Origin of the sequence: Candidatus Nanopelagicus hibericus, assembly GCF_002288005.1 — a bacterium.
GTDB lineage: Bacteria > Actinomycetota > Actinomycetes > Nanopelagicales > Nanopelagicaceae > Nanopelagicus > Nanopelagicus hibericus.
Window position 1 is genome coordinate 561,696 of the sequence record NZ_CP016771.1, and the last position, 12,984, is coordinate 574,679.

13 protein-coding genes are annotated in these 12,984 nt (G+C 42.6%); 12 read left to right on the forward strand and 1 reads right to left on the reverse strand.

Going from position 1 to position 12,984, the window contains the following annotated elements; all coding sequences use genetic code 11:
• Positions 1 to 246 precede the first annotated feature (246 nt).
• Genes aroC through nusB form a run of 6 tightly spaced genes read left to right on the forward strand, consistent with a single transcriptional unit; the run spans position 247 to position 4,424 of the window.
• Positions 247 to 1,431: a chorismate synthase gene (gene aroC, locus B1s21160_RS02985; protein ID WP_095672898.1), complete on the forward strand. Its 1,185-nt coding sequence runs from the start codon at positions 247 to 249 to the stop codon at positions 1,429 to 1,431.
• Entirely contained in the window at positions 1,431 to 1,946 is a 516-nt protein-coding gene (locus B1s21160_RS02990) for a shikimate kinase (RefSeq protein ID WP_095672378.1), read from the forward strand. Before aroC ends, B1s21160_RS02990 begins: the two co-directional genes overlap by 1 nt.
• Complete coding sequence (gene aroB, locus B1s21160_RS02995; protein ID WP_095672379.1) at positions 1,943 to 2,968, forward strand: 3-dehydroquinate synthase; 1,026 nt, start codon at positions 1,943 to 1,945, stop codon at positions 2,966 to 2,968. The genes B1s21160_RS02990 and aroB overlap by 4 nt, the downstream gene beginning before the upstream one ends.
• Complete coding sequence (aroQ, locus tag B1s21160_RS03000) at positions 2,965 to 3,396, forward strand: type II 3-dehydroquinate dehydratase (RefSeq protein WP_041888111.1); 432 nt, start codon at positions 2,965 to 2,967, stop codon at positions 3,394 to 3,396. The genes aroB and aroQ overlap by 4 nt, the downstream gene beginning before the upstream one ends.
• Positions 3,397 to 3,453: 57 nt before the next feature.
• Positions 3,454 to 4,014 (forward strand): elongation factor P, encoded by a 561-nt coding sequence (efp, locus tag B1s21160_RS03005; RefSeq protein ID WP_041888110.1) that lies wholly within the window; start codon positions 3,454 to 3,456, stop codon positions 4,012 to 4,014.
• A 2-nt stretch (positions 4,015 to 4,016) separates the two neighbouring features.
• Positions 4,017 to 4,424 (forward strand): transcription antitermination factor NusB, encoded by a 408-nt coding sequence (nusB, locus tag B1s21160_RS03010; RefSeq protein WP_041888109.1) that lies wholly within the window; start codon positions 4,017 to 4,019, stop codon positions 4,422 to 4,424.
• Here the strand turns inward: nusB and B1s21160_RS03015 are convergent.
• Complete coding sequence (locus B1s21160_RS03015; RefSeq protein ID WP_095672380.1) at positions 4,421 to 4,870, reverse strand: transcriptional regulator; 450 nt, start codon at positions 4,868 to 4,870, stop codon at positions 4,421 to 4,423. The genes nusB and B1s21160_RS03015 overlap by 4 nt on opposite strands.
• Positions 4,871 to 4,984: 114 nt before the next feature.
• Here B1s21160_RS03015 and pyrR point away from each other — a divergent pair, with 114 nt between their 5' ends.
• From pyrR to B1s21160_RS03045, 6 genes are read left to right on the forward strand one after another with little or no spacing between them, the layout of a single operon-like run.
• On the forward strand, positions 4,985 to 5,506 hold the full coding sequence (gene pyrR, locus B1s21160_RS03020) for a bifunctional pyr operon transcriptional regulator/uracil phosphoribosyltransferase PyrR (RefSeq protein ID WP_041888104.1): 522 nt from the start codon (positions 4,985 to 4,987) through the stop codon (positions 5,504 to 5,506).
• On the forward strand, positions 5,503 to 6,453 hold the full coding sequence (locus B1s21160_RS03025) for an aspartate carbamoyltransferase catalytic subunit (protein WP_041888102.1): 951 nt from the start codon (positions 5,503 to 5,505) through the stop codon (positions 6,451 to 6,453). Before pyrR ends, B1s21160_RS03025 begins: the two co-directional genes overlap by 4 nt.
• On the forward strand, positions 6,450 to 7,739 hold the full coding sequence (locus tag B1s21160_RS03030) for a dihydroorotase (protein ID WP_041888100.1): 1,290 nt from the start codon (positions 6,450 to 6,452) through the stop codon (positions 7,737 to 7,739). Before B1s21160_RS03025 ends, B1s21160_RS03030 begins: the two co-directional genes overlap by 4 nt.
• A 6-nt stretch (positions 7,740 to 7,745) precedes the next feature.
• The gene (gene carA / locus B1s21160_RS03035) at positions 7,746 to 8,894 is read left to right on the forward strand and encodes a glutamine-hydrolyzing carbamoyl-phosphate synthase small subunit (protein ID WP_095672900.1); all 1,149 of its coding nucleotides are present in this window, start codon (positions 7,746 to 7,748) and stop codon (positions 8,892 to 8,894) included.
• On the forward strand, positions 8,887 to 12,138 hold the full coding sequence (gene carB, locus B1s21160_RS03040; protein WP_095672381.1) for a carbamoyl-phosphate synthase large subunit: 3,252 nt from the start codon (positions 8,887 to 8,889) through the stop codon (positions 12,136 to 12,138). The genes carA and carB overlap by 8 nt, the downstream gene beginning before the upstream one ends.
• A complete protein-coding gene (locus B1s21160_RS03045; RefSeq protein WP_223297985.1) occupies positions 12,138 to 12,983 on the forward strand; it encodes a dihydroorotate dehydrogenase electron transfer subunit in 846 nt (281 codons plus the stop codon). Before carB ends, B1s21160_RS03045 begins: the two co-directional genes overlap by 1 nt.
• Position 12,984 lies beyond the last annotated feature (1 nt).

Below are 12,984 nucleotides of genomic sequence, written 5' to 3' on the forward strand. Positions count from 1 at the left end.
ATTTGTGCGATGCCTTTGGGATCGTATTTGGATTTGTTGAATGCGCTCTCTATTACCTGGATTTTCGGTGGGATATACGCACTTTCACGCAGATCTAAATCTGTTGCCTTCGCCCCTTTTATGATAATCGGAACATATATTTCCAAGATTCTTTGAGCTTAGGCACAAAATAGCAACGAGATAAGTCGCTGATCTGAGAGAATTGACCCGTAAATATCGATTTGCAGAGTATGACTGGAGATGAAAGTGCTTCGTTGGTTAACCGCAGGTGAATCACACGGACCTGCCCTCTCTGCAATCATTGAAGGCATCCCAGCTCATGTCTTGGTATCAAGCAAAGAGATTGATGCAGATCTTTCTAGGCGGCGATTAGGTTTTGGTCGAGGAGCGCGTCAAAATTTTGAAGCTGACAAAATTTCAATTACCGGTGGTATTCGCCATGGAATCACCCAAGGTGGCCCGATTGCCATACAAATAGCAAATTCAGAGTGGCCAAAATGGGAAAAGATTATGAGTGCTGATCCAATTCCTGAAGCTGACATAAAGGATTTAGCTAGAAATGCGCCACTAACAAGGCCAAGGCCAGGTCATGCTGATTTAGTTGGGATGCAAAAATTTAATTTTTCAGATGCACGGCCTATTTTCGAAAGAGCAAGTGCGCGAGAAACCGCAGCCAGGGTTGCTTTGGGCGCTGTTGCAAGAGCTTTCCTTAAGCAAAGCGTGGGTATTGAGATATTAAGCCATGTAGTTTCAATCGGAGAGATTTCAGTTCCTGATGGTTACAAACTACCAACCATGAGTGACAGGGTGAGAATTGATGAAGATCCAGTGCGTTGTGCTGATGCTAAAACGAGTGCAGATATTGTGAAAATTATTGAAGCAGCACATAAAGATGGCGATACCTTGGGTGGCGTTGTAGAGGTATTGGCTTACAACTTGCCACCGGGACTTGGTTCTTATACCCAATGGGATAAAAGATTAGATGCACGGTTGGCTGGTGCTCTGATGGGAATTCAGGCGATAAAAGGTGTAGAGCTAGGTGATGGTTTCCAAACTGCAAAACGAAGAGGTTCTGTGGCACATGATGAAATTGAAAAGAATTCAAGAGGTGAGATCACTCGTCGCACTGATCGCGCAGGCGGTACTGAGGGTGGCATAAGTACCGGGCAAGTATTACGAGTTAAAGTTGCAATGAAACCAATCTCTACAGTTCCAAAAGCATTGGACACCATCGATGTGGCAACTGGTGAAGCGGCAAAGGCAATAAATCAAAGATCAGATGTATGCGCCGTACCAGCTTCAGGAATTGTTGCCGAAGCCATGACCGCGTTGGTACTTGCTGATGCTGTGTTGGAGAAGTTTGGTGGCGACAGTGTTCAAGAAACTAAACGTAACTTCGAAAATTACATAGATACTCTTGAAATAAAGTAATGCTAAATAAAGTTGTCCTGATAGGTCCCCCTGGGGCTGGAAAATCAAGTATCGGCAAAGCATTAGCAAAAGAGCTGGGGATAGGTTTTATAGATAGCGATAATGAGATCGAGAAATTAGCAAATAAAAAAATAGCAGAGATTTTTGTGGACGATGGTGAACCAGCATTTCGCAAGATGGAAATTGAGGTGGTGAGCAAATTGCTGGTTGATTTTTCTGGCGTAATTGCACTTGGAGGAGGGGCACCCATTAATCTGGAGATTCAAGATCAATTGCATGGGGCGGATTTTCCAATTGTATTTATTGATGTATCGATATCCCAAGCTGCCAACCGAATCGGCTTTAACAAAGACCGTCCGTTATTGTTGATAAATCCTCGACAACAATGGATGAGTTTAATGAGTGAACGCAGACCAATCTATGAGAGGTTAGCAACTCAAACGGTTTCATCAGATAGCCAAAAGCCAGCGGAGGTCGCTAAAACCATATCTGAGAAATTGAAGGCAAAATTGTGAGGAACATAATTGTTAAGGCTGAGCAAAATTATCAAGTGAAGGTAGGAATTGAGTTCAACCTAGAAATCGCAGAAATCATCAAGAATCACAACAAGGTATTACTTATTGCACCCGCCTCGATATTAAAAAACTTTAAAGTTAAGGAAGGCAGAAATCTCAGCATTTTCGCCACACCTGAGGGTGAAAATCAAAAAACTCTCAGTACTTTAGATCGAGTGTGGACAAAATGTGCTGCGCTAGGAATCAAACGAGGTGATGCGATTATTGGATTAGGAGGAGGGGCGACAACTGACCTCGCTGGCTTTGCTGCCGCAACATGGCTGCGTGGCATAACTTGGTACGCCATTCCTACATCACTCGCCGGAATGGTCGATGCTGCGGTTGGTGGCAAGACTGGAATTAATGCCAAGTCAGGAAAGAATTTGATTGGATCATTTTATTCGCCAACCGAGGTGCTTATAGATCCAAAATTTTTGAGGAAATTGTCAAGCAGAGATTTATCCGCCGGTATGGCCGAAATAATCAAATGTGGGTTCATTTCAGACTACAAGATTCTAAATTTAGTCCAGGATGAGTTTCTCGATTATGAGGAGCTTATTTACAGATCAATACGGGTGAAAGCATATGTAGTCTCAAAAGATTTTAAAGAGAGCAAACTGCGAGAAATTCTGAATTATGGCCATACCTTAGGGCACGCGATTGAAAAGGATAGTTCCTATAAATTGCGCCATGGTGAAGCGGTAAGTATTGGAATGGTTTTCGCAGCTGAATTAAGCCGAGATTTGGCAAAACTTTCTGATGATGCGGTGTTACTGCATCGAGAAATATTGAAAAATTTCAACTTGCCGATCACATATCCTAAAAATAGATGGAGTCGACTGCTTCAAATGCTCTCAACGGATAAGAAAGTTAAGCAGAGCAAATTACGATTTATTGGCATTAGTAAGATTGGTAAACCAGTCTGGTTTGAAGATGTTTCACCAACACATCTAGCGAAGGTATATGAGAGAATTAACTCATGAAAATTCTCATTTTAAATGGCCCAAATCTTTCAAGGTTGGATTTGCGAGAGCAAAAACATTATGGCGATTTGGATTATCCGCAACTTAAAAAGGCTATTGAAGAAAAGGCAAAATCACTGGGATTGGATGTAGAAATCAAGCAAAGTGATAGTGAGAGTGAGTTGATATCTTGGATTCACGAGGCTGCTGATAAAAAACAACCATTAATAATTAATCCTGCGGCCTTTACCCATTATTCATATGCGATAAGAGATGCAGTAACCATGCTTTCTGCACCAGTCATTGAGGTTCATCTTTCAAACCCGTTATCTAGGGAAGAGTTCCGCCATACCTCAGTAATCAGTGGGGTAGTAAAAGGATCTATTGCAGGTTTTGGGGTAGAAAGCTATCACCTTGCGCTGATTGCAATGCAAAGTTTGGTTAACTAACAAGGTAGGATTGATTAGTAATTTTGCAGTTCAATTTGGTTTAGCGAATAGGAAAAAATGGCAACAACAAATGATTTAAAAAATGGCATGACCTTAAACCTGGATGGGCAGCTTTGGAATGTTATTGAATTCCAACATGTAAAACCGGGTAAAGGTGGTGCTTTTGTTCGCACCAAGATGAGATCTGTCATGTCTGGAAAAGTTGTTGAAAAAACTTTTAATGCTGGCGTTAAAGTTGAAGTGGCTTCAGTTGAAAAACGCGATATGCAGTATTTATATCGTGACGGTGAAGATTTTATGTTTATGGATTCAACAAATTATGACCAAATTAGAATCAGTAAACAAACGGTAGGTGATGCAGTTGATTACCTTTTGGAAAATGCGGATGCAATTGTGGCAATGCATGAAGGAAATCCATTGTTCATTGAACTGCCAGCCTCGGTGGAGTTAACAATTACCTATACCGAACCAGGGTTGCAGGGTGATCGCTCATCAGGGGGTACTAAACCAGCAACGGTTGAGACCGGAATAACCATTCAAGTCCCATTATTTATCAAGCAGGATGAAAAAGTTTTAGTAGACACTCGAACTGGCGCCTATCTAGGACGCGCCAACTAATAATGTCTGCCCGAAGTAAGGCTCGAAAGAGGGCTTTAGATTTTCTCTATGAAGGTGATATCAAAAGTACCGCAGCGTCAGAACTTTTCAGAGTAAGAGGGGCAGCTGGCCTCTCCCAGGAGCCGTATGTTCTGGTTTTACTAAATGGTGTAGCTGAACATATAAATAAAATAGATGAGTTGATCATTACCTATGCCCAAGGTTGGGATATGGATCGAATGCCACCGATTGATCGCAATATTCTTCGAATCGCTATCTATGAAATTCTTTGGGAGACTGGTGTTGATTTACAGGTTGCATGTGATGAGGCGGTGGAATTGGCTAAATCGCTATCTACCGATGAATCCTCAAGCTATATCAATGGTGTCCTAGGAAGGATTATTAAGCTTAAGGATTCGATCGCTATTTAGGCGTTGAGTAACTCCGCCTCTGCTAAGTAATCAAGTGTGCCAGATTCATCTATGCCGAGTAATAAAGCCAGAAACTGCAAATCATTTGCCCTAATGGTCAGGAGTTGACCATTCCAATCTTTTCGGCGATCACCGATGGATTTAGTAAATTTGCGAAGGCTTTGGGCAGTTGAGTTCTCAATTTTACTCAATTTATGCAAATTTAGACTCAAACTTCTGTCAGCCACCTGGGGCGAAGCCTCTGGGAATAGTTCGGTGATAGGCACTTGATAGAACTCCATCAGTGATACCGCTTTTTTTAGAGAGATTGCTCGATCAGCTCTTTCATATGAACCGATCACAACCGCTTTCCATTTTCCATTTGAGTGAAGCTCGACATCTTGCAAGCTCCACCCTTTTGATTTTCTGATTATTCTTAATCGATCTGCGGGGTTATTTTTATTCATCTGCTCAGGGTAGCCACACCAGGATTTCGGTGATTTTTATTATCCACAGAGTTTCTGCTAATATACGGCGATTCCTTTAACGATCCGTCCAGAGAGGCGGCGAAGGAGAAGTAAATGGGTATATTGCTATCTGGCGCAGATATCGATCGCGCAATCAAACGCATTTCACATGAAATTCTTGAACACAATCAGGGGATAAATAATTTAGTTTTAATGGGCATTCCCACTCGGGGGGCTTACCTCGCTGATCGCATTGCTACTTTTATCGGCGAGATTGAAGGTTCAGTGGCAGTGGGTGTTCTTGATATCACTCTCCATCGGGATGATCTTCGACTTAGACCTCCTAAGCCCCTACTTCCCACAAAACTCCCACCCGGAGGGATTGAGGGTAAAGATCTAGTTTTAGTCGACGATGTTTTATTCTCTGGTAGAACAATCCGCGCAGCATTAGATGCGATCGGTGAACTGGGTAGGCCAAAGAGTGTCCAACTCGCGGTGTTAGTGGACCGTGGACACAGGCAGCTACCGATTCGGGCAGATTATGTTGGTAAAAATATTCCAACCTCTATAACTGAGAGTGTGAAGGTGCACCTTTCAGAGTATGACGAAGAGGATCTTGTGGAGTTAATCAAATGATCTCCGGGCACCTACTTTCCACAGCAGATTTATCAAAGGATGAAGCGTTAAATTTGTTAGCCACTGCAAAAGAGTTGGCGCAAATCACTGATGGTCCCAATAAGAAACTACCAACCTTACGTGGCAAAACAATAGTAAATCTTTTTTTCGAAGATTCAACCAGAACTCGAATAAGTTTTGAAACAGCAGCAAAGCGATTATCTGCAGATGTGATTAACTTTTCGGCGAAAGGATCTTCGGTCAGTAAGGGAGAAAGTTTGAAGGATACTGCTCAAACCTTGCAAGCAATGGGGGCCGATGCGGTTGTGATCAGGCATGGCAGCTCTGGCGCAGCTAAGAGATTAGCTGATACGCAGTGGATACAAGCAGCTGTAATAAATGCTGGTGATGGAACGCATGAACATCCAACGCAAGCTTTGCTAGATGCCTTCACTATCAAGCAGCATCTAAGGCAGGATTCAAAAGATTTATCTGGGATCAAAGTATTGATTGTGGGAGATATCCTTCACTCAAGAGTGGCGAGAAGTAATATTTTGCTGCTTACCAAGCTTGGCGCAGAGATAACATTGGTGGCTCCGCCAACATTATTACCAGTTGGAGTTTCAGATTGGCCAGTCAAAGTTTCCTACGATTTCGATGATGAGATCTCCAAATGTGATGTAGTGATGATGCTTCGTATCCAGTTAGAGCGGATGGCTGACTCTTTCTTTCCATCCGCACAGGAGTACTCCCGTAGATACGGATTAAATTCAGCTCGACTGTCAAAGTTAGGCAAAGATGCAATTGTTATGCATCCAGGCCCGATGAATCGTGGTTTGGAAATATCAGCTGAAAGTGCGGACGATCTCAAATCGGTGATTATTGATCAAGTTAAAAATGGCGTAGCTATAAGAATGGCGGTTCTTTATGAATTACTTGGCGGCGCACCGCTAGGAGATAGCAAATGATTAATATCAATAACGCACAGCTCGCAAGTGGTGATTTGGTTGATGTGCAGATTACTGATGGTTTGATCAGCAAAGTTACTGCAGCATCTGCAGGCAAAACAAAAGAGGGCATAGATGCCACCGGCAAGATGCTTCTACCTGGTTTAGTGGATTTACATACACACTTGCGTGAGCCAGGACAAGAAGATGCTGAGACGGTCCTAACAGGATCAAAATCAGCAGCAGCTGGTGGGTTCACCGCTATTTCTTCCATGGCAAATACCAATCCTGTGGCGGACACAGCGGGAGTTGTAGAACAGATTTATAGATTAGGGAAAGCGGCAGGGTTGTGTGATGTGAATCCAATTGGCGCAGTAACCAAGGGGTTGGATGGTGAGAAATTATCTGAAATTGGTGCCATGGCTGATTCGATCGCAAATGTAAGGATTTTTAGTGATGACGGTAAGTGTGTATCAGATCCGTTAATTATGCGCCGAGCACTTGAATATGTTAAAACTTTTAATGGAATTATTGCTCAACATGCGCAGGAGCCACGTCTTACAGTTAATGCACAGATGAACGAAGGAAGCGTTTCGGCTCGGATTGGCTTAAAAGGCTGGCCAGCGATTGCCGAGGAAGCAATTATCGCTAGAGATATTTTGCTGGCCGAACATGTGCAATCAAGATTGCACATTTGTCATGTGACAACCGCTGGGGGAGTTGATCTAATTAGGTGGGCTAAAGCACGTGGGATACAAGTCACAGCTGAAGTTACGCCACATCACCTGTTACTTACCGATGAATTAGTTGAGAATTATGATCCAATTTATAAGGTTAACCCACCACTTAGAACTCAAAAGGATGTAATGGCATTGCGTGAGGGACTAGCTGAAGGAATCATCGATATTGTGGCAACAGATCATGCACCACACCCAACAGAGGATAAGGATTGTGAATGGCACTCAGCAGCCTTCGGAATGGTTGGTCTTGAAACTGCATTGTCGGTAGTGGTTAAAACCATGATTCAAAGTAATTTAATGAGCTGGTCTGATCTGGTAAATCGAATGTCGATCAAACCAGCAAAAATTGCCGGCTATCAACAACAGGGCCAAGAGATTGCAGTAAATAAACCAGCAAACTTAATATTGATAGATCCAACCGCCACTTGGCAGGTCAATGCGAAGAAATTGCATTCGAAAAGTAAAAACACTCCTTTTGGTGGGATGCAGTTACCTGCAACTGTCACTGATGTTTTTTATGGTGGAAAACAGGTAGTAGTAAATCGACAATTGGTAAACCAAGAATGAAAATTGATGAGTAAAAGAACTCCTGCTTATTTGGTTTTAGATGATGGCCGAATTTTTGAAGGGTTATCTTGGGCAAAAGGTGGTGAAACTTTTGGTGAGGCAGTCTTTTCAACTGGGATGACTGGATATCAAGAAACTTTAACTGATCCTTCATATCACAAGCAGGTAGTGATCATGACCGCTCCCCATGTTGGTAATACTGGCGTCAACAAGAGCGATAAGGAATCAGAGAAAATTTGGGTTTCAGGTTTTGTGGTTAGAAATCCATCGCCAGTTGCAAGCAATTGGCGGAGTGAGAAAACTTTAGAGCAAGAATTAATTGATGCCGAAGTTGTTGGAATTCAAGGCGTAGATACTCGGGCAATTACTCGACATCTTAGAGATCGTGGCGCCATGCGTGTGGGAATTTTTAGTGAAACTTCCCTATCAAGAGAGGAGATGGTGATTAAAGTAAGACAAGCACCGACAATGAGTGGCGCTTTTCTTGCAGCAGATGTTTCAACGAAGAAACCTTATATAGTAAATCCACCAAGGGGTGTAGCTACTCGTTTTAAAATTGCAGCGATTGATCTTGGGATAAAGTCGGCAACTCCACGCGCGATGTCTAAAATAGGCATGCAGGTTCATGTCTTGCCAATTGATACAACATTTGAACAAATTAAATCCTTATCACCAGATGGAGTGTTTCTTTCAAATGGCCCTGGTGATCCATCGACTATGACATCGGTGGTTGAACTTGTGCGACAGGTGTTACAGCATGAGATTCCATTTTTTGGAATTTGTTTTGGCCATCAAATTTTAGGACGAGCTTTAGGCTTTGAAACTTATAAATTACCTTTTGGACACAGAGGTATTAATCAGCCAGTAATCGATTTAACAACTGGCAAAGTTGAGATTACTGCTCAGAATCATGGTTTCGCAGTGGCCGCGCCTAAGGATCACGATTTCAACACCGTATATGGAAATGGGCGGGTTACTCATATTTCATTAAATGATTCAGTAGTAGAAGGTCTTGAATTAATTTCAATACCGGCTTTTTCCGTTCAATATCATCCAGAATCATGTGCCGGCCCACACGATGCATCATATTTATTTCAAAGATTTGCAGATTTAATGCAAGCTCCCAAACTAGGCTTAAAGGACATAAATGCCTAGAGATAAATCTATTGAAAGTGTTTTGGTAATAGGCAGTGGGCCGATTGTCATTGGTCAAGCATGCGAGTTTGATTATTCTGGAACGCAAGCTTGCCGGGTTCTGCGGGCGGAAGGAATTAGAGTTATTTTGATTAACTCGAACCCAGCAACAATCATGACCGATCCAGAATTTGCTGATGCTACTTATATAGAACCAATTACACCTGAAGTAATTGAGAAAATTTTAGAAAAAGAACGACCTAGTGCTGTATTAGCGACATTAGGTGGCCAGACCGCGCTAAATGCGGCAATGGCCTTACATGAGCGTGGCGCATTTGAAAAATATGGCACTCGTCTAATTGGAGCGGATGTTGATGCAATTAAACGTGGGGAGGATCGTGAGGTCTTCAAAAAAATTGTTGAGACAATTGGTGGCAAATCAGCTAGATCTAAAATATGTCATTCGATGCCGGAATGTCTGGAAGCCGCTACTGATTTAAAATATCCGGTGGTAGTGCGACCATCTTTCACTATGGGTGGTCTGGGTTCTGGTATTGCTTACAACGAGTCTGATCTACAACAGATTGCAGGAGCTGGATTACGTCATAGTCCTACAACTGAGGTGTTGCTTGAAGAGTCAATAATCGGTTGGAAAGAGTATGAGCTTGAGGTAATGCGTGATCATAATGACAACGTAGTGATTGTTTGCAGTATTGAAAATGTTGAGCCGATGGGTGTTCACACAGGAGATTCAATTACGGTGGCGCCAGCAATGACTTTAACCGATGTTGAGTATCAACAGTTACGAGATCTTTCTATTGCAATTATTCGCGAAGTGGGCGTTGCAACTGGTGGCTGTAATATTCAATTTGCAGTTAATCCACAGGATGGTCGAATTATTGTTATCGAAATGAACCCCCGAGTTTCACGCTCATCTGCACTTGCCTCTAAAGCAACTGGATTTCCAATCGCAAAAATCGCTACTAAATTGGCGATTGGTTACTCATTAGATGAAATTGACAACGATATTACCAAGTCAACTCCGGCATCATTTGAGCCGGCACTGGATTATGTTGTGGTTAAAGTGCCGAGATTTGCCTTTGAAAAATTTCCCGAAGCCGACATCCGCTTAACGACCACCATGAAAAGTGTCGGCGAAGTAATGGCGATTGGAAGAAGTTTTCCAGAGGCGCTACAAAAGGCAATGAGATCATTAGAAAAATTTGGTGCAGTTTTTACGTGGCAGCAGATGAATAAGGAAGACTTATTGACCAAAATTAGGGTCCCAACTGAGTTTAGGATGCAACAAGTTCAAATGGCGATGGCAAATGGCGCAACATTGCAGGAGGTTCACCAAGCTACCAAAATAGATCCTTGGTTTTTGGAGCAAATCAATCTAATTAACCTGCAAGCTGATCTAATATCAAAATCAGCTGAATTAACGAAAGATTTGCTTAGAGCCTCAAAAATGATGGGGTTTTCAGATTCGCAGATTGCAGCGTTGCGGAATACAGAAGAAGGCCAAATAAAAAATGCTAGAGATAATTTTAAATTGCATCCAGTTTATAAAACGGTTGACACTTGCGCTGGTGAGTTTGCGGCGTTGACTCCATATTATTACTCAGCTTACGATGATGAAAGTGAGGTGCTTCCAAGGAGTAAAACTGCTGTCATCATTCTAGGAAGTGGTCCTAACCGAATCGGCCAGGGTATTGAGTTTGACTACTCTTGTGTGCATGCCTCATTTGCATTACGTGAGGCGGGGTATGAAACGATCATGATTAATTGCAATCCTGAAACAGTTTCAACCGATTACGACACCTCCGATAGATTGTATTTTGAACCTTTGACTTTAGAAGATGTTTTAGAGGTTATTGCAGCTGAATCAGCAGTTGGTCCTGTATTAGGTGTTATCGCACAACTTGGGGGGCAAACTCCTTTAGGACTAGCCCGCGGGTTATTAGATGCTGGCGTAAAAATCTTGGGAACTTCACCAGATGCTATCGACATGGCTGAAGAGCGTGGAGCATTTGGAAAATTGCTGAACGAAAATAATTTATCAGCACCAGAATTTGGAATGGCTAATTCATATAATGAATCAGTACAGATTGCGGCCAAGATTGGATATCCAGTTTTGGTTAGACCTTCATACGTTTTAGGTGGCCGGGGTATGGAGATTGTTTATGACGAGGAATCCTTGCGGGGTTTCATTGAAAAGGCGACTGCGATTACACCAAATCATCCAGTTCTAATTGATAAATTCCTTGATGATGCAATTGAGATAGATGTTGATGCTTTATATGATGGCGATGAACTCTACCTAGCAGGTGTCATGGAGCATATTGAAGAGGCTGGAGTGCACTCGGGGGACTCTGCTTGCGTACTGCCAAGTACATCTTTAGATAATGATGTTCTATCTGAAATTAGACAAGCAACGGAGAAGATTGCGAAGGATGTCGGAGTTAAAGGATTGATTAACATTCAATTTGCGGTAACACGAGCTTCGAGGAAACTCTATGTTTTAGAGGCGAATCCAAGAGCATCCCGCACGGTGCCTTTTGTTGCCAAGGCAACTGGAGTTGGACTTGCAAAAGCAGCAGCATTAATAGCAACTGGAAAAAAGATAGTAGATCTACGTAAAGAAAAAGTTTTACCTGCTTCCGGTGATGGTAAGCCAAATGGAGTATCAGTAAAAGAAGCGGTGTTGCCATTCAATAGATTTAGAAGAGTAGATGGTACGGGGGTGGATACAGTCCTAGGCCCGGAGATGAAATCAACTGGAGAAGTAATGGGAATAGCTAACAATTTCGGCTTAGCATTTGCTAAAAGTCAGACAGCAGCATTTGGCCCGCTTCCAAAATCTGGTTCAGTCTTCATCTCACTATCGCAAAATGACAAAGAGGAAGGTTGGAGAGCTGCTCGGGATTTGCACCAAATTGGTTTCAAGCTTTACACCACGGCAGGCACCCATGATTTTTTACAAGAAAAAGGTATTCCCTCTGAAAAAGTTAGAAAGAATTCGGATCCAGCATCAGATAAACTTTCATCGAGTGAAATAATCACTAATGGAATGGTGCAGCTGGTTATCAACACTCCGCTTGGACGTGGTTCTCGGCAGGATGGTTTTTTGATTAGAACAGCAGCAGTATCTAGATCGGTGCCCTGCATTACCACCATCCCTGGATTTAAAGCAGCGGTTGCAGGCATCACCGCATTACAAGATGCTGATTTTTCCATCAAATCACTGCAAGAGTGGATGAGTTGATGAGTATGCAGAAAATTAACAAAAGTGCAGTACAAATGCAGGCTGAAGTTATAGGTAACAAAAAAGTCGGACCTTATCACCATATTGTTTTTGCAGTTGGCGAAATGGCTTCAAACTCTAGACCCGGTAATTTTGTTGCTATCTCTATTGGAGGGGAAGCAACTTCATTAATTTTGCGTAGAGCGTTTGCAATCTATCGAGCTATCGATAAAGGTGTAATGGGAGGCAGCATTGAATTAGTAATTGCTCCATACGGGCAAGGTAGCAAATGGTTGTGTTCGAGAAATGTGGGAGATTTTGTTGATCTAGTTGGTCCGCTTGGAACATCCTTTGGATTACCAACAACTAATGCAAACACCATGTTGATTGGTGGTGGATATGGTTCAGCCCCACTTTTTGCACTGGCAGAGGTGTTAAAAAATCGCGGGTGCCGAGTTGATATGGTTTTGGGCGCGAGTACTGCAAATAAAATCTACGCACCGCTTGAAGGAAAACGTAGCGTCTCCTCACTAACGCTGACTACTGATGATGGTAGTGCAGGTATACATGGTCAAATAAGTGAGGCGATTCCCAGACTTTTAAGAGAGTTTGGAACAGAGGTGATCTATTCATGTGGTCCAATGGGAATGCTTTCAGCGATTGCCAAAATTGCAGATGAGTTTGATATTGCACACCAGTGCGCTGTAGAAGAGGCCATGGCTTGTGGAATTGGTGTTTGCATGACATGCGTCGTGCCTGTGAAAGATCCAAGTGGCATCAAGATGGTTAGGTCTTGTATCGATGGGCCTGTAATGGATGGGTCACAGATCATTTGGGATAAAAAAGATGTATTGGATGCGTTATAAA

Bases quoted from the DNA above. Each gene is read 5' to 3' on its own strand.
- nusB (WP_041888109.1), top strand. From the start codon at position 4,017: ATGTCTGCCCGAAGTAAGGCTCGAAAGAGGGCTTTAGATTTTCTCTAT.
- B1s21160_RS03015 (WP_095672380.1), bottom strand. From the start codon at position 4,870: ATGAATAAAAATAACCCCGCAGATCGATTAAGAATAATCAGAAAATCA.
- B1s21160_RS03030 (WP_041888100.1), top strand. From the start codon at position 6,450: ATGATTAATATCAATAACGCACAGCTCGCAAGTGGTGATTTGGTTGAT.
- carB (WP_095672381.1), top strand. From the start codon at position 8,887: ATGCCTAGAGATAAATCTATTGAAAGTGTTTTGGTAATAGGCAGTGGG.
- carA (WP_095672900.1), top strand. From the start codon at position 7,746: ATGAGTAAAAGAACTCCTGCTTATTTGGTTTTAGATGATGGCCGAATT.
- pyrR (WP_041888104.1), top strand. From the start codon at position 4,985: ATGGGTATATTGCTATCTGGCGCAGATATCGATCGCGCAATCAAACGC.
- B1s21160_RS03045 (WP_223297985.1), top strand. From the start codon at position 12,138: ATGAGTATGCAGAAAATTAACAAAAGTGCAGTACAAATGCAGGCTGAA.
- aroQ (WP_041888111.1), top strand. From the start codon at position 2,965: ATGAAAATTCTCATTTTAAATGGCCCAAATCTTTCAAGGTTGGATTTG.
- B1s21160_RS03025 (WP_041888102.1), top strand. From the start codon at position 5,503: ATGATCTCCGGGCACCTACTTTCCACAGCAGATTTATCAAAGGATGAA.
- efp (WP_041888110.1), top strand. From the start codon at position 3,454: ATGGCAACAACAAATGATTTAAAAAATGGCATGACCTTAAACCTGGAT.
- B1s21160_RS02990 (WP_095672378.1), top strand. From the start codon at position 1,431: ATGCTAAATAAAGTTGTCCTGATAGGTCCCCCTGGGGCTGGAAAATCA.